The 21,696-nt window shown below is 37.1% G+C and carries 23 protein-coding genes and 1 riboswitch; of the genes, 13 read left to right on the top strand and 10 right to left on the bottom strand.

Translation table 11 applies throughout. The features are described from left to right. Positions 1–26 precede the first annotated feature (26 nt). Complete coding sequence (locus ACEE93_RS09375) at positions 27–263, bottom strand: hypothetical protein (protein WP_449156314.1); 237 nt, start codon at positions 261–263, stop codon at positions 27–29. 235 nt (positions 264–498) lie between these two features. Here ACEE93_RS09375 and ACEE93_RS09370 point away from each other — a divergent pair, with 235 nt between their 5' ends. Continuing rightward, positions 499–1,086: a hypothetical protein gene (locus ACEE93_RS09370; RefSeq protein WP_449156523.1), complete on the top strand. Its 588-nt coding sequence runs from the start codon at positions 499–501 to the stop codon at positions 1,084–1,086. Positions 1,087–1,129: 43 nt separating this feature from the next. On the opposite strand, the gene ACEE93_RS09365 is transcribed toward ACEE93_RS09370, so the two are convergent. Both ACEE93_RS09365 and lqo read right to left on the bottom strand, forming a co-directional pair. Further along, positions 1,130–1,231 carry an SE2200 family small protein gene (locus tag ACEE93_RS09365; protein ID WP_449155202.1) on the bottom strand — a complete coding sequence of 34 codons (102 nt, stop codon included), beginning with the start codon at positions 1,229–1,231 and terminating at the stop codon, positions 1,130–1,132. A 14-nt stretch (positions 1,232–1,245) separates the two neighbouring features. Continuing rightward, positions 1,246–2,739 carry an L-lactate dehydrogenase (quinone) gene (gene lqo / locus ACEE93_RS09360; protein ID WP_449155203.1) on the bottom strand — a complete coding sequence of 498 codons (1,494 nt, stop codon included), beginning with the start codon at positions 2,737–2,739 and terminating at the stop codon, positions 1,246–1,248. A 281-nt stretch (positions 2,740–3,020) separates the two neighbouring features. Between lqo and ACEE93_RS09355 the strand changes: the two genes are divergently transcribed. Continuing rightward, complete coding sequence (locus tag ACEE93_RS09355; RefSeq protein WP_449155204.1) at positions 3,021–3,647, top strand: DNA-3-methyladenine glycosylase family protein; 627 nt, start codon at positions 3,021–3,023, stop codon at positions 3,645–3,647. 565 nt (positions 3,648–4,212) lie between these two features. Here the strand turns inward: ACEE93_RS09355 and ACEE93_RS09350 are convergent. The 6 genes from ACEE93_RS09350 to ACEE93_RS09325 all read right to left on the bottom strand — a co-directional run bounded on the left by ACEE93_RS09350 (position 4,213) and on the right by ACEE93_RS09325 (position 9,312). After that, on the bottom strand, positions 4,213–4,968 hold the full coding sequence (locus tag ACEE93_RS09350) for a sulfite exporter TauE/SafE family protein (protein WP_449155339.1): 756 nt from the start codon (positions 4,966–4,968) through the stop codon (positions 4,213–4,215). A 188-nt stretch (positions 4,969–5,156) separates the two neighbouring features. Next, positions 5,157–6,203, bottom strand: coding sequence for an acyl-CoA dehydrogenase (locus ACEE93_RS09345; RefSeq protein WP_449155205.1), 1,047 nt, complete (start codon positions 6,201–6,203; stop codon positions 5,157–5,159). A gap of 6 nt (positions 6,204–6,209) precedes the next feature. Then, positions 6,210–6,971, bottom strand: coding sequence for an ABC transporter permease (locus ACEE93_RS09340; protein ID WP_449155206.1), 762 nt, complete (start codon positions 6,969–6,971; stop codon positions 6,210–6,212). 1 nt (position 6,972) lies between these two features. Beyond that, a complete protein-coding gene (locus ACEE93_RS09335) occupies positions 6,973–7,911 on the bottom strand; it encodes an ABC transporter substrate-binding protein (protein ID WP_449155207.1) in 939 nt (312 codons plus the stop codon). 12 nt (positions 7,912–7,923) lie between these two features. Further along, positions 7,924–8,664 carry an ABC transporter ATP-binding protein gene (locus ACEE93_RS09330; protein ID WP_449155208.1) on the bottom strand — a complete coding sequence of 247 codons (741 nt, stop codon included), beginning with the start codon at positions 8,662–8,664 and terminating at the stop codon, positions 7,924–7,926. A gap of 135 nt (positions 8,665–8,799) precedes the next feature. Further along, entirely contained in the window at positions 8,800–9,312 is a 513-nt protein-coding gene (locus ACEE93_RS09325; RefSeq protein WP_449155209.1) for a DUF4242 domain-containing protein, read from the bottom strand. A 169-nt stretch (positions 9,313–9,481) separates the two neighbouring features. On the opposite strand from ACEE93_RS09325, the gene ACEE93_RS09320 reads away from it, so the two are divergent. Then, the gene (locus ACEE93_RS09320) at positions 9,482–9,946 is read left to right on the top strand and encodes a peptide-methionine (S)-S-oxide reductase (RefSeq protein ID WP_449155210.1); all 465 of its coding nucleotides are present in this window, start codon (positions 9,482–9,484) and stop codon (positions 9,944–9,946) included. A 7-nt stretch (positions 9,947–9,953) separates the two neighbouring features. Here the strand turns inward: ACEE93_RS09320 and arsB are convergent, their stop codons facing one another. Next, complete coding sequence (gene arsB, locus ACEE93_RS09315; RefSeq protein WP_449155211.1) at positions 9,954–11,243, bottom strand: arsenite efflux transporter membrane subunit ArsB; 1,290 nt, start codon at positions 11,241–11,243, stop codon at positions 9,954–9,956. 869 nt (positions 11,244–12,112) lie between these two features. Between arsB and ACEE93_RS09310 the strand changes: the two genes are divergently transcribed. The 10 genes from ACEE93_RS09310 (at position 12,113) to ACEE93_RS09265 (ending at position 21,666) form a co-directional block, all read left to right on the top strand. Continuing rightward, entirely contained in the window at positions 12,113–12,580 is a 468-nt protein-coding gene (locus ACEE93_RS09310; protein WP_449156522.1) for a DM13 domain-containing protein, read from the top strand. Between the two features lie 93 nt (positions 12,581–12,673). After that, positions 12,674–13,135, top strand: coding sequence for a DoxX family membrane protein (locus ACEE93_RS09305; protein WP_449155213.1), 462 nt, complete (start codon positions 12,674–12,676; stop codon positions 13,133–13,135). Continuing rightward, complete coding sequence (locus ACEE93_RS09300) at positions 13,110–13,799, top strand: response regulator transcription factor (protein WP_449155214.1); 690 nt, start codon at positions 13,110–13,112, stop codon at positions 13,797–13,799. Before ACEE93_RS09305 ends, ACEE93_RS09300 begins: the two co-directional genes overlap by 26 nt. Continuing rightward, the gene (locus tag ACEE93_RS09295) at positions 13,796–14,827 is read left to right on the top strand and encodes a sensor histidine kinase (protein WP_449155215.1); all 1,032 of its coding nucleotides are present in this window, start codon (positions 13,796–13,798) and stop codon (positions 14,825–14,827) included. Before ACEE93_RS09300 ends, ACEE93_RS09295 begins: the two co-directional genes overlap by 4 nt. A 209-nt stretch (positions 14,828–15,036) precedes the next feature. Further along, a complete protein-coding gene (gene nrdD, locus ACEE93_RS09290) occupies positions 15,037–16,887 on the top strand; it encodes an anaerobic ribonucleoside-triphosphate reductase (protein ID WP_449155216.1) in 1,851 nt (616 codons plus the stop codon). After that, positions 16,884–17,420 (top strand): anaerobic ribonucleoside-triphosphate reductase activating protein, encoded by a 537-nt coding sequence (gene nrdG, locus ACEE93_RS09285; protein ID WP_449155217.1) that lies wholly within the window; start codon positions 16,884–16,886, stop codon positions 17,418–17,420. The genes nrdD and nrdG overlap by 4 nt, the downstream gene beginning before the upstream one ends. 707 nt (positions 17,421–18,127) lie before the next feature. Beyond that, a riboswitch (SAM riboswitch) is annotated at positions 18,128–18,225 on the top strand. 62 nt (positions 18,226–18,287) lie between these two features. Further along, positions 18,288–19,571, top strand: coding sequence for an O-acetylhomoserine aminocarboxypropyltransferase/cysteine synthase family protein (locus ACEE93_RS09280; RefSeq protein WP_449156521.1), 1,284 nt, complete (start codon positions 18,288–18,290; stop codon positions 19,569–19,571). A gap of 7 nt (positions 19,572–19,578) precedes the next feature. Beyond that, positions 19,579–19,743 carry a hypothetical protein gene (locus tag ACEE93_RS09275; protein ID WP_449155219.1) on the top strand — a complete coding sequence of 55 codons (165 nt, stop codon included), beginning with the start codon at positions 19,579–19,581 and terminating at the stop codon, positions 19,741–19,743. Positions 19,744–19,798: 55 nt separating this feature from the next. Then, a complete protein-coding gene (locus ACEE93_RS09270) occupies positions 19,799–20,485 on the top strand; it encodes a type 1 glutamine amidotransferase domain-containing protein (protein ID WP_449155220.1) in 687 nt (228 codons plus the stop codon). Positions 20,486–20,646: 161 nt separating this feature from the next. Further along, positions 20,647–21,666: a metal ABC transporter solute-binding protein, Zn/Mn family gene (locus ACEE93_RS09265; protein WP_449155221.1), complete on the top strand. Its 1,020-nt coding sequence runs from the start codon at positions 20,647–20,649 to the stop codon at positions 21,664–21,666. The last annotated feature ends 30 nt before the right edge of the window (positions 21,667–21,696 follow it).

Raw genomic sequence — 21,696 nt, 5'->3', positions numbered from 1 at the left:
TTAGATAGGGTTCTTCAATTACACTTTTAATGATTTTCTGTTTGATAAGGGTTACGTATTTCGAGTATGATTTCTTTTGTTTCTGCATTAATCCAAAAATCACTTCCATAATTGACATGGCTAATTTTCATAAACCCTTCTAAATATTTTAATGCTAAGGCCACATCGTATTCTTCATCAACAATGATGAGTGTATCATCATTAGTGACCACTTCATGCTTACCGTCGTATTTAATTGTAATTTTCCAACCGTTAAAATGCATTTATGATTCCTCCAAAGTAAGATTGATTATAAATAGATCATATCAATATTTTAAATAAAAAGTCATTTCACGACTGATGTATCTAATTTATTAAAAATGAGCTTATGCAATATTGTTAAAAACGACTTAATTGTTTAACAGTTAGGCACTTAATCATATGAGTTGGGCAACGTGTACTTACTTTTTTATGTTTTGTGATAAAGTAAGTTGCATTAAAAATATGGAGGTTTCAAATATGTTTAAAAGTAAAACAGTTAAATGTTTAGGTGCAGCATCAGTATTATTGATGGCAGGTACGTTTGCTTCTACTGCGCATGCAGCGGAGGAAGATAATGCAATTCATACAACAGAAGATGGTTTTCAATATGCGGTAGGTGAGCCATTATATCAATATCCTGAAGAAGATATGATTGATCCAGGATTTTCTATAGTTGATACAACAGAAGATGGTTTTCAATATGCGGTAGGTGAGCCATTATATCAATATCCTGAAGAAGATATGATTGATCCAGGATTTTCTATAGTTGATACAACAGAAGATGGTTTTCAATATGCGGTAGGTGAGCCATTATATCAATATCCCGAAGAAGGTATGATTGATCCGGAATTTTCTGTAGTTGATACAACAGAAGATGATTTTCAATATGCGGTAGGTGAGCCATTATATCAATATCCTGAAGAAGGTATGATTGATCCGGAATTTTCTGTAGTTGATACAACAGAAGAAGACTTCCAATATGAAGTGGGTGATCCATTATTTCAAGATGGAGAAGAGGATATGGTTGATTCAGCGTTTTCAGTAGTAGATCGTACTGAAGCCTAATAATAAAAACCGGTTGCAATATGAGCGCAACCGGTTTTTTGCTTTAATATTCAATGTTTGGCATTTTATTAACGTGTTGTTGATAGCGTTTGAATGCGATATAGCCTCCAACAATAATGAATCCCGCAATTAACCATTTTTTCATGATTAAAAACTCCTTTATTTATAATAATTTAACTCAAGATCTTTAGAAGTTTGTTGACGTGTTTGCTTCATTAATTTTTCGTCGTGAATTAATGATTGACCATATGAAGGAATCATTTTTTGGATTTTTGATTTCCATTCACCGATTTGTTCAGGGAAATTGCGTTCTAATACTTCAAGTGCAACTGATACAGATGTTGAAGCCCCTGGTGATTCACCTAATAATGCGATAACTGAATGATCTTCAGAGTTCACTACTTCTGTACCAAATTGAATGAAGCCTTTTCCTTCTTCTTCTGTATCTTTAATGACTTGAACACGTTTACCAGCTGTGTAAAGTCTCCAGTCTTCATCACGTGCTTCTGGATAGAATGTACGAAGGTGGTTCATGCAACCTTCTTTAGTCATGATGATTTGATCAATTGAGTATTTAATTAATGGCAAGTTTTTCACAGCTGCCGCAAGTAATGTTGTAATATTATATGGTTTCACAGATTTGATTAAATCAAGGTTTGAACCATATTTTAAGAATTTAGGACCGATATTCGCAAATGGTCCAAAAAGTAATGTTTGTTTACCATTGATATAACGTGTATCTAAATGTGGTACAGTCATTGGTGGTGTGCCAGGTGGCTCTTTGCCGTATACTTTCACGCCGTGTTCTTCAATAACATTAGGGTTTGTACACTCTAAAAATTGACCTGTAATTGGGAAACCACCTAAATGTTTACTTTCAGGGATACCTGTTTTTTGTAATAAAGGAATTGCGCCACCGCCGGCACCAATAAAGACATAATCTGCTTCAATAACTTCAGATTGGCCATTTTCACGGTTAACAATAGTTGCTTCCCATTTACCATTGTCAAGACGGTTGAAGTCTTTAACTTCATGGTTGTAATGAATTGAAGCATGGTCATGTTTTTCAATGCCTTTAGCCATCTTACGTGTTAATTCACCGTAATTGACGTCAGTTCCTTCATCGATTTTACTTGCAGCCATAATGTCATCTGCACTGCGGCCTTTCATCATGAGTGGCATCCATTTTCTCATTACTTCGATATCTTCAGTGTACTCAATGTTTTCGAACATTGGGAATGCCTTCATTGCTTCGTAACGGTCTTTTAAGAATTTGCGGTTGTTTTTACCACGAACAAAGCTAATGTGTGGTAATGGACGAATAAATTCTTTTGGATCGCCAATGTTATGTTGTTTAACTAAATGACTCCAAAATTGTTTTGAAATCTCAAATTCTTCATTAATTGTTTTTGCTTTTTCGATATCAATAGAACCATCAGGTTGTTGCACAGTGTAGTTTAATTCACATAGCGCTGCGTGACCTGTGCCGGCATTATAACGTTCATTTGAACTTTCTTCACCTGGTTGACCTAAGCGTTCATAAATTTTAAGGTTCCAGTTGGGTTCTAATTCTTTAATCATTGATGCAAATGTCGTACTTAATACACCTGCACCAACGATAAGGATGTCTTTTTGTGCAGTCTTGTTTGACATACTTATCACCTTTCATTCCGTTATTTTTGGGAATAGTATTACAGTAAAGACAATGAATAGTGTATAAGGTCATATAGTCATCAGATGACTTAGGGCATAGTAAGCCATATGATATGGTTGGTTATACCGTTATTATCTTTATTTGTAACAATCTTCACTATTTATTATAGTACAAGTACTTCACATATCACAATCCTTCTACTTAATAAAGTGAAAATTTTGTTACAAAAAGTAAAAATAACTTTGTATGATGCATTTTCAATATTGAAAGGGAGAGACAAATGACAGAGGCAATATGGCATATCGATAAAGAAAGTGAGTGCGTACAGACGTTAATCGAAAATGATGCCCAGTTGGCAAAATATATTGAAGAGATTGGATCAATCGACGTACAAATAAGAACACATCCACTTGCTTCTTTAGTACGTTCGATTGTGGGCCAACAAATCAGTGTATCCGCAGCATTGGCTATTTACGGACGCTTATCCGAAGCAATCAATGACGAATGGACACCTGAAAATTTACGTGCACTAACAGAGGCACAAATGAAAACCATTGGATTAACGCAAAGAAAACAAACTTATATTCATGATTTGGCTGATTCGTTATTGTCAGGAGAACTAGACTTTGAAGCATTAGAGAAGTTAGACAATGAGTCGGTGATCGAGACATTAACGAAAGTCAAAGGTATTGGACGTTGGACTGCGGAAGTCTTTTTAATATTAACGCTTAAAAGACATGGTGTGTTGCCGTTAAAAGATGTGGGGTTACAACGTGCTGCACAATGGATACGAGGTGGAGACATGGATCGTATGGACGCATTAATGGCATGTAAAGACCTTTGGGGGAACTGTAGTACCATCGGAGCATTATACTTATGGGAAATTAAACAACATTATAAATTGTAAAGTGAGGTTTAATGGAAACCTCACTTTAACAAAAGCCCAGGGCGCATTGTTAGTAAATGTTCGCCTGCTCGCTATTTCTACTTCTATTACTCACCAAATTAGAATAATCCGGTTTCGTGCTGCAAAACTCTCAACAAAATGAGACGCTTTACTAAAACCAAAGAACGGTTTGAGTTCAGCGCTCGATTTTGCTCGAGTTCTGAACGCAGCACTCCACACTTTGAAGGTTCGCATGCATAAGAAACACTAATTCACTAAGTTCAAAGTGTTTCTAATTCTGCTTCCTGGGCGATTTTGCTCGGGGCCAAACCGCTTTCTTCCACACTTTGTTTAATCCGGTTTCGCGTTGCAAAACTCTCAACAAAATGAGACGCCTCACTAAAACCAAAGAACGGTTTGAGTTCGACGCTCGATTTTGCTCGAGTTCTGACCGCAACGCTTCACACTTTTATAATCCGGTTTCAGAAAGCTGTCCCCTCAACAAAAAGCCCAGGGCGCATAAATTTGAAAACCAATTTCTGCTTCCTGGGCGATTTTGCTCGGGGCCAAACCGCTTTCTTCCACACTATAATATTAATTGTATGACGGCGATGATGATGATGAGGCAGATGATGTTTTTTTGGATGATGTTTGGGACTTTTTTGCCTACTTTAAAGCCGATTGGTGAAAAGATGATGCTGCCGATGATGAGAAAGATTGCGCTACTGATTGGCACGTAACCTTGTATTAGTTTGACAGTAAAAGCACCGATGGATGATAAAAATGCGATGACGATGCTGTTTGCGACAACAGTGTTCATAGACAATTTAAAGAATACAAGTAAGACAGGGATGATAATAAAAGCCCCACCTGCACCAACGACACCTGAGAAAAGGCCAATCACTAAGCCTACAATAAATAACAGTAGTTTATTGTAATTAGGATGACCCTCACGAGGTGTTACTTTATAAAATAATAAAACTAAAGCGATGATGGCTAAAGCAATATAGACGGTATTCACAAAGGTTTCGCTTAAAAATTGGGCCACGGTCGCGCCAATAGTACTCCCAATTAACATCCCGACACCCATATTGATGACGAGTTGAGGTGAAAAGTCAGGTTCTTTACGTGCGCGCAATGAGCCGCTAAGTGTACTAAAAAATACTTGACTAGAGGTTAAACCTGAAGCGATATATGCGCTATATGAAGGCGCACCAAATAAAGGTGGTAAAAGGAGGATGGCGGGATAAATAATAATCGATCCTCCAATACCAACCATTCCAGAAATAAATCCACCACCGATTCCGACAATTAACATGACGATGATGTCAACAATATCAATCATTTTGTGCATCTCCTATCGTTCCAAAGAGAGAGTAGGGACATAAAGCGATGTAATCGTGATGTCTCGAACTCATCCCTATGTTTCTCATATTAATTCTAGTATATACTCTTTGAACGATTATGGGAACGGTCGTAATGGATGTCGTGATGAAGGTTTAATGATGAGATTGCACGATGATGCATTGGTTATGAGCCGCTGAGTTCTGTTTCTAATTTGCCTAAATGACGTAAGGTTGGTGTGAGTGCCGCAAAGAAGAAGCCTTCTTTTAACTTACGTGTTTGAACAGAAGTCGGTGAATAAGCACGTGATCCACCGCTCACCATAGACGCTTGATTGATATTTAACAACAAGTAACCAAGTTCTTTCTTAAGACGAATAATCTCTAAGAAATGATCATCTAATTGAGAGACATCTTGTTGAATAATTTGATCATAGCGCTCCTTCAATGTTTCAAAGCGTTGTTGATATGTCTGAACATCATATTCTAAATAAGCATTGATTCCATTTTGAGCTCCTGATTGTTGTTCGATTAAGTCTAAAGAAGAACGTATCGCGCCAAGTGCTATCGGAATTTGTAGGGCGACAAATTGCGGACGAATGTTTTGTGCAAATGTGCGTGCATCTTTAGTCAATACGTAGTCTTCAGGGATATGTACGTCTTCAAAAGTAATCGTATATGTCGCTGAACCATTTACCCCTAAAAATTGAGACATTTCTTTAAGCGTAATGCCTGGCGTATTCGCTTGTACGATAAACATCACAAGTTCGTCATGATCTTGATGTTTTGAAATAGCACCAAAATAATGGTCAGGGCCAATATTACTTACAGCAGGAAGGCGCCCATTAACGATCAGTTGTTCACCGTCGTAATGGTGAGACAAGTTAAATGTCTCTAAATCATTAAATGACTTCATTGGATTAGATAGGCCTGTTGCGCCAAGTGCTTGTCCAGATAAAATACGATGTTGTAATGTTTGGTTAAGCGCTTTATGATCCGATTGCTTTAAATATGTTGAAAAGGCCAGCTGACACCATAAGCAAAAAGCAGTAGTAAGGCAGTGTTCGGCTACTGTTTCAATCGCTTGGGCATTTTGATAAAGGTCTGTTTTCGAAAAATAACCATCCTCTAAAAGGTGTTGAATAAAGGTTTCAGCGTAATAGTCGCCATTATCAATTTCTACAAGATGTGGCTTAAGTTCGTTATTAATACGTTCGTTAATAGTCAATGTCATCACTCCTTAATGCGTTTCTCCAAAGTGTTTTAAAATTATTGCTTCGAGCATGCTAATCAGTCTATCAATTAAAAATCCGAAAAGTCCGATAAAAAAGATAGCAGCAAGCACATCTTCAAGATTTAACATGTTTCTAGAATCCACTATTAAAAATCCGAGGCCTGACTGGGCTCCAATCATTTCTCCAGAGACTAAGAAAATCCAACTTGTCCCCACTGCGATATGAATACCGGACATCATATGCTTAAAGGCCCCGGGAAAAATGATATTTTTGTATAGTGATAAAGGTGTTAAGTTCAAGTTTTGCGCGATTTTGAGGTAATGTCCGTCAATAGTGCGTACGCCTTTAATCGTATTGAAAACAATCGGAAAGAATGCCGCAATGAATATAATGACGATAGCGGGCAAACTACCAATCCCAAACCACAAGACGATAAAAGGTGACCACGCTATTGGGGAAATCGGGCGAATTAACTGTAGTAAAGGCTCAATACTGTGATACAGCAACTGATTTCGACCTAACACAATTCCTAAAGGCACCGCAATCACAGTGGCCAAAATAAATCCCACAGCGAAACGAAATAAACTAATGCCTAAATGAACAAAAATTTCCCCGGTAATAATAAATGTCCAAATATGTTGAGCAACAAGGACCGGGCCAGGTAGCAAGATTGGTTGATAGTCACCAATCCAAATAATACTTTGCCAAATTAAAAGCAATAAGATGAAAGCTAAGAGAGGGAATAATGTTTTTTTATACGTTGTCATCTTAACCCTCCTTATATAAAGTATGATCTACAAATGATGCATATGATGGTGCATCAAATAAGTGATGTGATTCCACTAATGACGCAATGTCGTCATAACCGGATTGTTTTAGAGATAAATCTCCATATGATGTCCACGCGGCTGATCGTTCAAGGACATCTCGGTCTTGTTTATAGGCTTTTGCCATTAAATCGACGCTACGTTCTGTATCGGTCATAAGGTGGCCTGCTTTTTTGTAATCTGTAACGAATTGTTGCGCGATCTCGTGATCTTGATCAATTAAATCTTCTTGTAAAACAAGCACGCAGCAATAAGCGTCATCAATGATGTCATGTCCATGACTCAATAAATCACCTGCACCTAACGATTCACCTAACGCCCCAAATGGTTCAGCGACAGAATAGCCTGAAATGCGTTCTTCATTCAGGGCTGCCGGCATTTCGGCAGGTGCCATTTCGTTGTAATGAAAATGACCGTTCTCTATATGTAATTGTTCGCGCATCGTTTCCAATAATAAATAATGGGTGGAATAACGATGAGGAATCGCAAAATGATACGCTTCATGATTATTAAAGTCCGATAATTGTTGCCCCTTTTGACCTAAGATGACATTGCCTTCATGATGCCCTAACGCAACGGCTTTTATAGCGGAGCCTTTTGATTTGGATTTCATAGCCAGTTCAATCAATGTAGAAGCACCGTCAATTCGACCGCTGTTTAACGCATCCATTAAATCGGGCCAATTATTAAATTGAACCAACTCAATTTGGTAAGGGCTCTGTTTATTATGCTCATTAACCTCTTTCGTCATCATCAAATTAGCAGCATGCGTGATGGGAAGATAGCCGATTTTAAGTGTTTTAGGTTGTTGCGCTTGTTGAGGCGCACATCCAGCTAAAATAATCACTAAACTGATGAGCAGTGCATAGTATTTTTTCATAGGCCTCCTCCTCTAAATATGATATTCCGGATCTGCCATATGATGATTTAAGGCAAAATCTTCCATAATTTGATTACGTATTGCCAATAATTGGCTAGAATTACGATGACGTGGGTGAGTGTAGGGAATCGTGTAATGATTTATGACTGTACACCCTTCATCTAATAAAATAATGTCATCTGATAAATAAATCGCTTCATCGATGTCGTGAGTGACAAGTAATAACGTCGCATTTGTCTGGTCACGTAGCGTAATCAATTGATCTTGTAATTTATATCGTGTAAAGGCATCGAGCGCACCAAGTGGTTCATCCAATAATACGACATCAGGTTGATGAATAAGCGCACGACAAATGGCTACACGTTGTTTCATCCCACCAGATAAAGCATCTGGAAAGGCATCTCCTTGGTTGGCTAATCCTACTATAGATAAATAGTCGTTAATCGTTTCATTGGAAATATCATTTTTTAAACCGAGACGTAAGTTATCGTTGATGTTTTTCCATGGTAATAAATTATGATGTTGAAAAAGCATCAAACAATCCGATGAAGGTGCTCGTTTAATGTGTTCATTGATTGTGATTTCACCAGAAGAAGGCATCAGAAAGCCACCAATAATATTCAATAAAGTGGATTTGCCACATCCACTTTTGCCAATAAACGTCACAATTTTATTTTGTTCTATGGTTAAGTTAAAGTTTTGAATCACGTGATGCGCTCCAAAATAGTGATTGACGTCTTTGATGGTAATCATATCGCACCTCCAATATTCTTATTGATTTAGTAGGAATTAACTATAAAGGAAAGACGGACAGCGAGTAGAACGTAAAGTGTGATGTTTTACTCTGCATTGCCCGTCTTTATAGGTTATCTTAGTGCATCAAAGCAATTAAATTTTCTCGATGTCATCGATTGGTGTATCAACGGCTTCTCTAGCACGACGAACAGCATCCTCATCTGGCGCATTGTATAGACAAACGCATTTTGTCATGTCTTCACATACGTAAGTTCGTTGGAATTGAACTTCTGGCACTTCTTCATAGTGTACAGAATTTTTCTTTTTGCGCTCTAAATATTGATCCATTGTGATGCCTTCTGGAATATTCCAAGTCACAAGATAGTCGATGTTGACGTCGCCTTGTTTGACCTCCTCTAAAGATTTTCCTACTAAGCGTACTTCTTTGGCTAAACTCACTTGAATATCATGATCTTCTAATAATGAGCGTGCTTCTTCTTCGCTAGACGCTTCAACAATGAAGTAACCATGCGTAAAGTCTTCTGTTACTTGTACTTCGATTAATTCAGGTGTTTCTGTTTGAGATAATGTTTCTACTTTGTCTTCAAATTCAGTTTGATTTTTAGCAAAAGAAAGATCTTGAGTTTCTAATAAATATAATGACATTAAAAATGCCTCCTCTAATTTGTAAGTAGTTATAAGCATAATATAATAATCCTTATCAGAATACAAGGATATTTTGAGATTAAATCGAAATTTTCAGATAAAATTAGCGAGAAATTTGTAAGCGTATTAAACAGACATGTTACGATAAGGAAAAAAGGAGAGAAGATGTGTGGAAACGATTTATTTAGCAGGTGGCTGTTTATGGGGTGTTCAAGCTTACGTTAAAACAATACCAGGTGTAGTAGATACAGAAGCGGGGCGAGCGAACGGTAATACAGATACGTTAGAAGGTCCATATGATGGCTACGTAGAATGTGTCAAAACGACTTTTGACCCTAAAGAAATCAGCGTCAGTCAACTCGTCTCTTATTTATTGGAAGCGATTGACCCATATAGTGTCAATCAACAAGGGGAAGATGTCGGGCCGAAATATCGGACTGGTGTATATAGCACCTCTGAACAACACCTTGAAGAAGCGAAGGGCTATATTCAATCAAGACCAGACGCGCATCGTATTGTGACAGAAGTACGTCCATTAACACAATATCTTCCGAGTGCACCCGAACATCAAGATTATTTAGATCGCCACCCTAACGATTATTGTCATATTCCAAAATCTTTATTTAAAAATTAAATGCGCATTAGAATAAAAAGAAAGTAAAATATAATGCTAAAAGTGTGACGAACAGAACAGGTATTGTGACGACAATGCCTGTTTTAAAATAAGTTCCCCATGAAATTTTGACACCTTTTTGAGTTAATACATGTAACCATAGTAATGTGGCTAGAGAGCCAATAGGTGTAATCTTAGGTCCTAAATCTGATCCAACGACATTGGCGTAAACCATACCTTCTTTAATGAGTGCGGCTGTATGTGCTTGGCCAATTGCGATTGCATCGATTAATACAGTTGGCATATTGTTCATAACTGATGATAAAAATGCTGAGATGAAGCCCATTCCCATCACACTGCTGAATAAGCCATAATGTGAAATAACCGTTATCGCCTGTGCTAATAAAGTAGTGATGCCTACATTTTTTAGACCAAAAACTACGATATACATCCCAATTGAAAACAGGACAATATTCCAAGGCGCTTCTTTGATGACTTGTTTCGTATGCACTGCTGGAGATTTTCGAGCTAAAAGGACAAAAACGAGCGCAATCGCACCAGCAATGAGTGAGACAGGGACGTGAATGACTTCGCTCATGAGATAACCTATTAACAATAACGTTAAAATGACCCAAGACAAGTGGAATAACCGCACATCTTTAATCGCTTGATGCGGTGAAATGAGTGCTGTCGTACTAAATGTGGTTGGAATAGATTTTCTAAAATAGAACCATAATACAACGATACTCGCGATCAGAGAAGCGATATTAGGTATTATCATACGGCTTAAATATGCCACAAATCCAATATCGAAGTAATCAGCAGAAATAATATTGACTAAATTACTTACAGTTAAGGGAAGGGAAGTCGCATCTGCTATAAAACCACTTGCGATTACAAATGGGAAAACGGCTTTCATATTAAATCCTAAGTGACGCACCATAGCAAGCACGATTGGCGTTAAAATAAGAGCCGCGCCATCATTAGCAAAAAAGGCTGCAACAAGACTGCCTAATAACATCATCAAAATAAACATTTTTAAGCCATTGCCTTTTGATGCACGTGCCATATGTATCGCAGACCATTCGAAAAAGCCAATCTCATCTAAAATTAAAGAAATTAACACGATAGCTACAAAAGTTAATGTCGCATTCCATACGATGCTAGTTACTTCTAACACATCTGAAAAACTCACAACCCCTGTAATTATCGCAACAATTGCGCCAATGATGGCAGTGATACCAATGTCTAAATTTTTAGGTTGCCATATGACAAAAACCAAAGTAATCACAAAAATAGCGATAGCCAAAAAAGTCAATTTGATGCGCCTCCTTTATACATTAATCTTCAATAACCTTAATAGCATAACACGATGAATCGATTGAATACAAAATCAGTATAAACAGCTAAATTTTAACTCATTATGAGATTACTATTAGGATAAGGTTTATATGAAGTTTAAAATTTATTTCAAAAGATATGTTATCTTATGCTTGGGAGTGTTTTGATTGGGAGCAAATCTTGATAAAGGAATTTCTTACAACGAAAATTATAAGCTATTACATTAATCATCTTATAATTGAGAGGTATCTTTAATGGCGCCGCATATATTTATGTTTTTAATAACAATTTCAGTTATATCTTACATTATTTACTCCATTATAAAGAATAAAGCTGTAATAAACGTTTTCATAGCTGTAATTATACAATCAATTTTATTATTTATAATTAGGTTTTTTTGGTTGAAACAATCATTTAGTGATTCATTTGCTTCCTCTTTTGATTTATTAACTATAATTATATTGATTATATACTGTATTTATAAACTTACTAAAAAGAATAAACATAATTAACGGATGGCTACTGACGCATCATTGTGTTAAATATCCGAAGAAAGAAGGACGATTTTCAAAAATAAAGTTGAAAATCGTTCTTTTTATATGAACCTGAGAACTCTTAATAAAATCCAAGAGCGATTTTCTTTTTAAGAAAAAGGTTCGCCTACTCGCATGCATACGTGCACTAATTTACTTCGCTCATAGTGCACGTAATCACATCGAATCCTAACCGCAGCACTCCACACTTTATTTAATATTTTATTAAGAATTGTTAAGGGATGGTTTATGTTATTTCGATTGGATTGGTTTTATGATTAGGGTGTAAATTAAATCGAAAGAAGGAATGACAATGAAGGTTAAGATGACGTTATTAGCGAGTACTTTGGCGACGGCTATGGTATTAGGTGCGTGTGGTAATGATGCTATGAAAGAATCGAAAGAAGATACGAATTCAAAAATGGAAATGAAAGATCAGAAAGAAATGAAAGATCAAAAAATGGATGAAAACTCTAGTGATGGCATGATGAAAATGGGCATGTTCAAAGGCGACAATGAAATGGAAGTGAAAGGAAAAGCGGAAATTAAAGATAACAAATTAATGTTAACGGATTTCTCATCTTCTAAAGGTCCAGATTTACATGTCTACTTAACAAATGATAATGATATTGAAAAAGGTATGAAAGTAGCGCCGGTTAAATACGATGAAGCAACACAAACGTTTGATTTAAAAGATATTAATCCTGAAGACTACAATACTGTCACAATTTATTGCGACAAGGCACATGTTGTGTTTGGTTCTGCAGCTTTAGATCAGTAATTCAAAATAAAATGAAGGGAACGTGGCATTCGGAAGTGACTAAAGCACATGAGTCATCACAATGTCACGTTTTTTTAGACAGAGAGAGCGGTGTTGAAAATGATATATAAAATAATGATTTTATTGTTACGCGTTGGTGCAGGATTTTATATTTTAATGCAAGGTTATGAAAAATTAACAGGTGGCTTTGCGATTGATGGATTGGTTTCTGTCATTCGAGACAATCAGGATTCACCGGCATGGTACAAAGCATTATTTGAAACAGTGATTGCTCATAACCTTGAATTATTTAAATGGGCCGTACAATTAGGAGAGATTGCCATCGGACTCGGTTTAATTTTAGGGATTATGTCCTACACGGCAAGTGCTTTTGGTGTGTTCATTATGGTAAATTATATTTTAGCTGATATGATTTTTACTTATCCACTTCAACTTGTTGTGTTTGTCATTTTGCTGATGAATCGACGGACGTTAGAGCAAATAAGTTTGAATCATTTCATCAAGCGTAAAACGATAAGGAATGATAACAATGGCACATATTCTCATAGTGGATGATGAACAAGACATTCGAGAGATTTGTAAAACGTATTTTGAGTATGAAGGATTTCAAGTCACTATAGCAAATAATGGACAACAAGCTTTGGAAGCACTCGACACACATATTGATGTTATGGTCATAGATATTATGATGCCTGAAGTGGACGGGTATACAGTTGTAAAAACGATGAAAGAACGTGGGTTAGATATTCCCTATATGTATTTAACAGCCAAAACGAGTGAACATGATACAATTTACGGCTTAATGTTAGGGGCGGATGATTATATTAAAAAACCATTTAGCCCGAGAGAACTAGTGATACGCGTTAAAAATTTACTACATCGTGTGAATACGGTCACTGTCGCACCTAAAGCGGTTATTCAATGTGGTCGGTTAACCCTCAACAACTCAACAAAAGAGGTAATGGTAGGAGAACAGCCAATTGCATTTCGAATTAAAGAATTCGAACTATTGTGGCATTTTGCCTCACACGAATCTGAAGCATTATCTAAAACAGATCTTCTTGAACAAGTGTGGGGATATGATTATTTTGAAGATATGAATACACTTAATGTTCACATTCATCGTATCCGTGAAAAGTTAGAACAACATCATTATGACGACTATCGCATTGAAACGGTGTGGGGGTTAGGCTACAAGTTTCAGAAGGTGAGCTCATGACATTACGTAAACAACTCGTCGTTTCGTTCATTGTAACGATTAGTCTCACAACGGTTTTATTTTATATTTTGTATAAATTGATGTGGTTTGATGGTCGTTTTGCGATATTTCTAACGCTTTGTTCGTTATTATCAGCAATGGTGACGCTCGTGCTTGGCTTGTTTTTTACTGTGCCCACCATTAAAAAGATTGAACGATTAAATGACCAAACGCAAAAGGTGGCAGAAGGGCATTTCGATGTGACTGGTTTAAATATTCGAAGTCCGAGAGAAATTCAAGAACTGAGTATGTCGTTTGATCAAATGGTTACAAAAATTCAAAAACAAATGGCTATGATTAAAGAGGAACAAGAAGAAAAAATACAGCTTATTCAAAATTTAGCCCATGATTTGAAGACACCTTTGGCCAGTATCAAGTCTTATTCAGAAGGGTTAAAAGATGGCATTATTCATGGAGACCAAGCGACGCAAAAAGCATATGGTGTGTTGATTGAACAAGCTGATCGATTATCACAAATGTTTGATGAGCTAACGGATGTGATGACTATTAATCACTCAATGCATACCTCCACGCTGATTCATATGGATCAACTGTTGTTGCCTATTTTAGAATCCTATGCACAACGTTTACAACAAGAACAGCGCACGTTGAATGTGGATATTGATAAACATATTGCGCCATTTCATCAAAATCAACAAGCGCTTGAACGTATTTTAATGAACATTATGGATAATGCATTAAAGTTTTCAGAAGCGGGAACGTCAATTGATATTCGGGTAACGCAAACAGAGGATCACGATATTGCGATTGCGATAACAGATCAGGGCATCGGTATTGCCGAAACAGATTTACCTCGCATTTTTGAGCGTACTTATCGCGTAGAACAGTCTCGCCATAAAACAACAGGTGGCTCAGGTTTAGGCTTGTATATTGCGAAAACACTTAGTGAACAACTAGAAGGCAATATCAAAGTGGATAGTGAACTTGGCCACGGCACGACGATGACCGTTTATGTGCCCACGAAATAACGTCAATAAAAACAGTTGAACCTAGGTCTCAAATAGTATTTTTGAAATATAACATTACATTATTCAACCATTTAAATGTTGTGCTATTTTATGTTCACATAATGTTTGAAAAGAAATGACAAATTGGTTAACGGGCTTATTTTAATTTGAATGTACTATATATAGTGTCTAGTATTAAAATTAGATACTATATGTAGGAGAGATGTGAGATGAAGCAATTAGAAAAAGCACTAGAAGGTCTCATGACTAAAGATCCTAAAGTGGTCAACGAAAATGCGAATAAAGACAGCGCTACGTTCTCGACAATGAGAGATTTAACCGCTGGCGTTGTATCTAAAGTGTATGCGCTCGATCAGTTGTTACCTAAACATGTTGCAGAGGCACATCAATCGGGTGATATACACTTTCATGATTTAGATTATCATCCATTTCAACCACTAACGAATTGTTGTTTAATCGACGCTGAAGGAATGCTTGCGAACGGGTTTCAAATTGGTAACGCCCAAGTAACCTCTCCAAAGTCAATACAAACAGCGACAGCCCAATTAGTACAAATCATCGCCAATGTGTCTAGTAGTCAATACGGCGGCTGTACCATTGACCGTGTCGATGAATTACTCAGTACATATGCACGTTATAATCAAGAAAAACATACACAAACAGCAGCTCAATTTGTGGCCCCTGATCAACGTGAAACGTATATTGATCAACAAGTAACGGCTGACATTCAAGACGCAATCGAAAGTTTAGAATATGAAATTAATACGTTGTATACATCAAATGGCCAAACGCCTTTTGTAACGTTAGGATTTGGGCTAGGAGAAGATGAATTAAGTCGTAAAATTCAACAAGCGATTTTACAAACCCGCATTAAAGGACTAGGGAAAGATAGGATTACTGCTATTTTCCCAAAACTGGTCTTTTCGATTAAAAAAGGGACTAATTTTGCACCGGAAGATCCCAATTATGATATAAAACAATTGGCTTTAAAATGTTCAATGAAACGCATGTATCCTGATATTTTAAATTATGATAAAACGGTAGAATTACTTGGTGATTTTAAAGCACCGATGGGATGTCGTTCTTTTTTACCGGCATGGCACAATGACCAAGGAGCGCATGAGAATAATGGGCGATGCAATTTAGGTGTAGTGACCTTAAATTTACCTAGAATCGCAATAGAATCTGAGGGTGATAAAGCACGATTTTGGACGATTTTTCATAAACGGATGCAGGTGCTACATGATGCATTAGTGTACCGTATTACACGTGTACGACAAGCCACACCTGATAATGCACCAATTTTATATCAAAGTGGCGCTTTTAAGCATCGATTAGACCCAACAGAAGACGTCTTTTCATTATTTAAGGAAAAACGTGCGACGATTTCGATGGGGTATATCGGTTTATATGAAACAGCGACTGTGTTTTATGGGGCAGATTGGGAAACAAACCCTGAAGCGAAACAATTTACATTGGAAATTTTAAAAGAAATGCAAACCTACCAATATCAATGGACAGAGGAAGAAGATGTATGGTTCAGTATCTATAGTACGCCAAGTGAGTCCTTGACCGATCGTTTCTGTCGTTTAGATTATGACCGTTTTGGTGAGATACCTAATATAACGGATAAAGGATATTATCAAAACTCTTTCCATTACGATGTACGTAAAGACGTGACGCCATTTGAAAAGCTCGATTTTGAAAAAGATTATCCTTATTATGCGAGTGGCGGTTATATTCATTATTGTGAATATCCAAAATTGGATCATAATGTGAAAGCGCTAGAGGCTGTATGGGATTATGCGTATGATCGTGTTAGTTATCTAGGTACCAACATTCCGATTGATCGTTGTTATGAGTGTGGGTTTGAAGGTGATTTTGATACAACCCCTCATGGCTATCAATGTCCAAATTGTGGTAATGATGATCCATCGACAGTCGATGTGGTAAAACGGACATGTGGTTATTTAGGCAACCCAGTGCAACGTCCAACTATTGAGGGGCGTCATAAAGAAATGTGCGCACGTGTTAAACATATGAAGGTGCCTAAATCATGATCGCTGAAGCCATTCGACAAGGTTCTGGTTATATTGCCAAAATTGAACATCATAGTTTTGTAGATGGAGAAGGCGTACGGTGTAGTGTGTATGTATCAGGTTGTCCATTTCAATGTCCAGGATGTTATAACGTGGCAGCGCAACATTTTCGATATGGCGCACCTTTTGTCGATGAAATGATTGACGATATTTTGGAAGCATGTGCACCAGATTATATTAGCGGATTGAGTATTTTAGGTGGCGAACCATTTTGTAATTTAAAGGTAACGAGCGCGTTAATTGAAGCGTTTCGTGAGCGATTTGGTAAGACAAAATCTATTTGGGTATGGTCAGGTTTCCAATTCGAGTGGCTATGGCGTGATAGCCAACGACGTCCACTTTTAGAAAAAGTAGATGTCCTCGTTGATGGAATGTTTATTCAACATTTATATCGGCCGAACCTTCCATATAAAGGTTCGCTCAATCAACGGGTCATTCATATCCCTACATACCGCCGAACCCATAACCTATCAAAAGCAATATATATTGAGTAGAGGAAGTAATGATAAAGGGGAAATGATTAGATATATTTAAAGTTATTAACACCTTTATGACTCGTATTTCTCAGTGATTAAAGTAATAGTGATTGCACCTTTACGCCTCGCGTTTCTAGGCGCCTCACCTCAACTAATTTTGTCTTTTATAGAATGTTAAATAAGAAGACAAAATGGATTTTCGGTTTCGGCTCTATGCCAAAGAAGTCTCGGCTAAGGTTGCAATCAGTGGAAAGCACCTCGAAATCAAAAGTGCACCATAACCACTCAAATGTTTCTCTATGTTACTGAGCAATTATTTTAAATGGTTTCGGTTGCGAGACTCCTGACAGATCACGCCGAAGTGAGAAATCCTAAAGGATGATTTATGAACATAGTGAATTACGTCATCCTTACACATACGAACGTTAGTGAGTAGGTGAACCTTGATTTTTCCTTAAAGTATTATGAAGGTTTGATTAGTTCGAGCGAGGCCTGTAGGAACGCGAGCAATATAGAAACCATTTAAACTAGCAATTTCCTTATGCTTAAGAAATGTTAATTCACTTGCATTTTAAAATGTTTTTAATACGGTTGAGTGGGTTTTGTTTGAAACAAAATGGTTACCGCTAAACTTTCGCATTATAATAAAAATTCAGATAAATCATTGACTTTCGAGTGTGTGTGCTATACAATGACGTTATTCTTATTTAAAACAAATGAATCATGACTTATCGCGATTGGCGGAGGGATAGGCCCGACGAAGCCAGGCAACCTATTAAGTTAGGTGCTAATTCCTACAGGTAATGAACCTGAGAGATAAGATGTCTATTTTTTAAAGTCTATCTTTTCAGGATAGGCTTTATTTTTTGTTAAGGGGGAATAGGGATGACAGATTATCAATTTGAAACGTTACAATTACACGCTGGCCAAGCAGTAGACGAACAAACCAACTCCAGAGCGTTACCAATCTATCAAACGACATCATATACGTTTGATGACACAGCACATGCGGCGGATTTATTTAGTTTACAAGAACCGGGGAATATTTATACACGGTTAATGAATCCAACGACTACGGTATTAGAGACACGTCTTGCTGAACTTGAAGGAGGCGTGGCTGGTGTAGCTGTTGCTTCTGGTATGGCGGCGATTACATATGCGATTCAATCTGTGGCACAAAGTGGCGAACATATTGTTGCGAGTGAGACTTTGTATGGTGGCACGCACACATTGTTTACGCATACATTGCCGAAATATGGTATTGAGGTCACTTTGGTTAATACAAAAGATGTTAATGATGTAAAAGAAGCTATACAGGAGAATACAAGAGGTGTATTTGTTGAAACAATAGGTAATCCTGAAGGTAATGTAGAAGATTTAGAATCACTTGCACAAATTACACAAGAAGCGGGTATACCATTAATAGTAGATAATACTTTTGCGACACCATACTTATGCCGACCGATTGAGCACGGTGCAAACATTGTCGTTCATTCTGCGACGAAGTTTATCGGCGGCCACGGTACCACAATGGGTGGTGTCATTATTGATGGGGGTAACTTTAATTGGCAAAATGGGAAGTTCCCAGCGCTGAGTGAACCAGATCCATCTTATCATGGCATCATTTTTGCAGAAGCGTTTCAAGAAGCGGCACTTGCTTTTAAAATTCGTACAACACTATTACGTGATACAGGTGCAGCATTATCACCATTTAATGCTTTTTTACTAACGCAAGGGTTAGAAACATTGTCGCTTCGTATGGAACGACATGTGGACAATGCTGAAAAAGTGGCACGTTATCTTGAACAACATCCACTTGTCACTTGGGTAAAATATGCAGGACTAGAATCAAGTGACTACTATCCATTAAAAGAACGTTATCTACCAAAAGGGGCTGGCTCTATTTTTACATTTGGTGTGAAAGGTGGCTATGAAGCAGGTCGCCAATGGATTGAAAACTTGGAATTATTTTCGTTATTAGCCAACGTAGGTGATGCGAAGTCGCTCGTGATTCATCCAGCTTCTACGACACACCAACAGCTCACTATAGAAGAACAAAAAGCAGCAGGTATCGAACCGGAAACCATCCGTTTATCGATTGGACTTGAACATATAGATGATATTATTAACGATTTAGAAAAAGCATTTAAAGCAATTGACAAGGAGTGAACTAGAAATGAATGACGCCCCAGTTAATCAAGATAATCATCTTGAACAGTTATTAACACAACGCCAAGAATGGGAAGACTACGTGCCAATTAACCAAGCCGCACAATTTTTAAAAGAAGAACAATTAGCGCACATTACACAATCGATTGATTCATTACAAGATGAAACATAAAGATGAGCAAAATGGGTAAACATAAGCAACACACTTTTAGAGAGGAAGGCTTGCTATGAAAAAGATAATGATTGTTAATACAAGTCATGATCAGTTTGATGGTTTTGATAAACCAACAGGATTGTGGTTGAGCGAACTTGTGCACTTTTATGATGTATTTAAAGATGATGCGAATTATCAAGTTGATATTTTTAATATTAATGGTGGCGCAACGCCGCTTGATCCGGTCAGTTTAAATGCTGTGACACTAGATAGTATATCTAAGGCTTATTATGATGACTCACAATTTATGAATCTTTTGCAACACTCTAAATCAATTAGTGAAGCGGATCCATCTCAATATGACGTGATTTATTTTACAGGTGGACACGGTGTCATGTTTGATTTCCCAGGTAATCCTCATATTGAAAAGGCGATTAATACCATTTATGACCGTGGAGGCATTGTCTCAACAGTTTGTCACGGTGCTTGTGCATTATTAGAAGTGAAACAGGCCAACCATCATTTCTTTATCGATGGCAAAACGTTAACCGGTTTTTCAAATGCAGAAGAAGTGCTCGCCAATCGTAAAAAGTATGTGCCATTTGCTTTAGAAACGGAATTAAAAACAAAAGATGCAACTTATCGCAAATCTAAAGTACCCATGAAAGGGCACGTAGAAGTGGATGGTCGTCTAGTGACTGGTCAAAATCCAGCTTCTGCTAAACTTGTAGCTCAAGAAGTAAAAAACTTATTATCTTAGAATAGAAACCCTTAACCATTTGAACGCCCAATGTGTTAAGGGTTTTTTATGAATATCATAAAATATGAAATAAATCTCCAAAAGACATTGCGCTTTAATAGAATATCCTTTATAATTTTAAATCGTAATGATTACTAAATGAAACTAAAGGAGAAGGACACATGATTAAAAAAGGTATAAAGTTTATGGCAACTGCAGTGTTAGCAAGTGTTGTACTCGTTGCATGTGGACAAGATAATGAACAATCATCAAGTAGCACTAAAGGCAGCTCTGATGAGGCTTTAAAAGTGACAACAACCGTTTTCCCACTGCAATCGTTTGTGGAACAGATTGGCGGAGATCATGTGGAAGTCAATTCGATCTATCCAACAGGTGCAGATTTGCATAGTTATGAGCCGTCTCAAAAAGATATTATGGATGCCAGCAAATCTGATTTATTCGTCTATACTGGGGACGATTTAGATCCTGTGGCGAAAAAAGTAGCCGGCGCAATTAAAGAAGACGATCACAAATTATCGCTTGAAGATCAAGTAGATCAATCTTCGTTATTAGCAGACGAACATGATCATGAGCACGAAGGAGAAGATCATGAAGAAGCGCATGAACATTCACATGGCGCATACGATCCACATGTATGGTTAGATCCTAAATTAGATGAAACATTTGTTAAAGAAATTCGAGATCAATTAAGCGAAAAAGATCCTGAACATAAAGAGGAATATCAAAAAAATGCCGATAACGTCTTAAAAGATTTAAAAGGATTAGACCAAGATATGAAGAAAGCAACAGAAGGTCATGAAGGTCACGCGGTATTCATTTCTCATGAATCATTAGGTTATCTTGCGAACCGTTATGGTTTCGTACAAAAAGGGGTACAAGGTTTAAATTCTGAAGACCCATCTCAAAAAGAACTAACAAATATCATTAAAGAGATTAATGACACAGGTGCGAAATACATTTTATATGAAGAAAACGTGTCTAATAAAGTGACAGATACGATTCGTAAAGAAACAGAAGCAGAGCCATTGAAATTCAATAATATGGAAGCTGTAACGAAAGATCAAAGCAAAGATGAAACTTTCCAAACATTAATGAAAGAAAACATTAAAAACATCAATAAAGCTTTAGATGAAAAAATCGAAGCAGAAGATGAGCATGACGAACACGACCATGCTCATTAAAAAAGACAGTGACCCTCGCTTGTCTTAAGA

This window comes from Staphylococcus sp. 11262D007BW (assembly GCF_053547815.1).
Note: the sequence above shows the minus strand (reverse complement) of the source record. Positions and strands in the feature narration are given on the sequence as shown.

Excerpts from the sequence above, each read along its gene's own strand:
- ACEE93_RS09270 (WP_449155220.1), top strand. The coding sequence starts at position 19,799 with ATGAAAAAGATAATGATTGTTAATACAAGTCATGATCAGTTTGATGGT.
- ACEE93_RS09355 (WP_449155204.1), top strand. The coding sequence starts at position 3,021 with ATGACAGAGGCAATATGGCATATCGATAAAGAAAGTGAGTGCGTACAG.
- ACEE93_RS09330 (WP_449155208.1), bottom strand. The coding sequence starts at position 8,664 with ATGATTACCATCAAAGACGTCAATCACTATTTTGGAGCGCATCACGTG.
- ACEE93_RS09295 (WP_449155215.1), top strand. The coding sequence starts at position 13,796 with ATGACATTACGTAAACAACTCGTCGTTTCGTTCATTGTAACGATTAGT.
- ACEE93_RS09375 (WP_449156314.1), bottom strand. The coding sequence starts at position 263 with ATGCATTTTAACGGTTGGAAAATTACAATTAAATACGACGGTAAGCAT.
- ACEE93_RS09345 (WP_449155205.1), bottom strand. The coding sequence starts at position 6,203 with ATGACATTGACTATTAACGAACGTATTAATAACGAACTTAAGCCACAT.
- ACEE93_RS09310 (WP_449156522.1), top strand. The coding sequence starts at position 12,113 with ATGAAGGTTAAGATGACGTTATTAGCGAGTACTTTGGCGACGGCTATG.
- ACEE93_RS09265 (WP_449155221.1), top strand. The coding sequence starts at position 20,647 with ATGATTAAAAAAGGTATAAAGTTTATGGCAACTGCAGTGTTAGCAAGT.
- ACEE93_RS09280 (WP_449156521.1), top strand. The coding sequence starts at position 18,288 with ATGACAGATTATCAATTTGAAACGTTACAATTACACGCTGGCCAAGCA.
- ACEE93_RS09335 (WP_449155207.1), bottom strand. The coding sequence starts at position 7,911 with ATGAAAAAATACTATGCACTGCTCATCAGTTTAGTGATTATTTTAGCT.
- lqo (WP_449155203.1), bottom strand. The coding sequence starts at position 2,739 with ATGTCAAACAAGACTGCACAAAAAGACATCCTTATCGTTGGTGCAGGT.
- ACEE93_RS09370 (WP_449156523.1), top strand. The coding sequence starts at position 499 with ATGTTTAAAAGTAAAACAGTTAAATGTTTAGGTGCAGCATCAGTATTA.
- ACEE93_RS09300 (WP_449155214.1), top strand. The coding sequence starts at position 13,110 with ATGGCACATATTCTCATAGTGGATGATGAACAAGACATTCGAGAGATT.
- ACEE93_RS09340 (WP_449155206.1), bottom strand. The coding sequence starts at position 6,971 with ATGACAACGTATAAAAAAACATTATTCCCTCTCTTAGCTTTCATCTTA.
- ACEE93_RS09275 (WP_449155219.1), top strand. The coding sequence starts at position 19,579 with ATGAATGACGCCCCAGTTAATCAAGATAATCATCTTGAACAGTTATTA.
- ACEE93_RS09365 (WP_449155202.1), bottom strand. The coding sequence starts at position 1,231 with ATGAAAAAATGGTTAATTGCGGGATTCATTATTGTTGGAGGCTATATC.
- ACEE93_RS09325 (WP_449155209.1), bottom strand. The coding sequence starts at position 9,312 with ATGTCATTATATTTATTAGAAACTCAAGATCTTTCTTTTGCTAAAAAT.
- nrdD (WP_449155216.1), top strand. The coding sequence starts at position 15,037 with ATGAAGCAATTAGAAAAAGCACTAGAAGGTCTCATGACTAAAGATCCT.
- nrdG (WP_449155217.1), top strand. The coding sequence starts at position 16,884 with ATGATCGCTGAAGCCATTCGACAAGGTTCTGGTTATATTGCCAAAATT.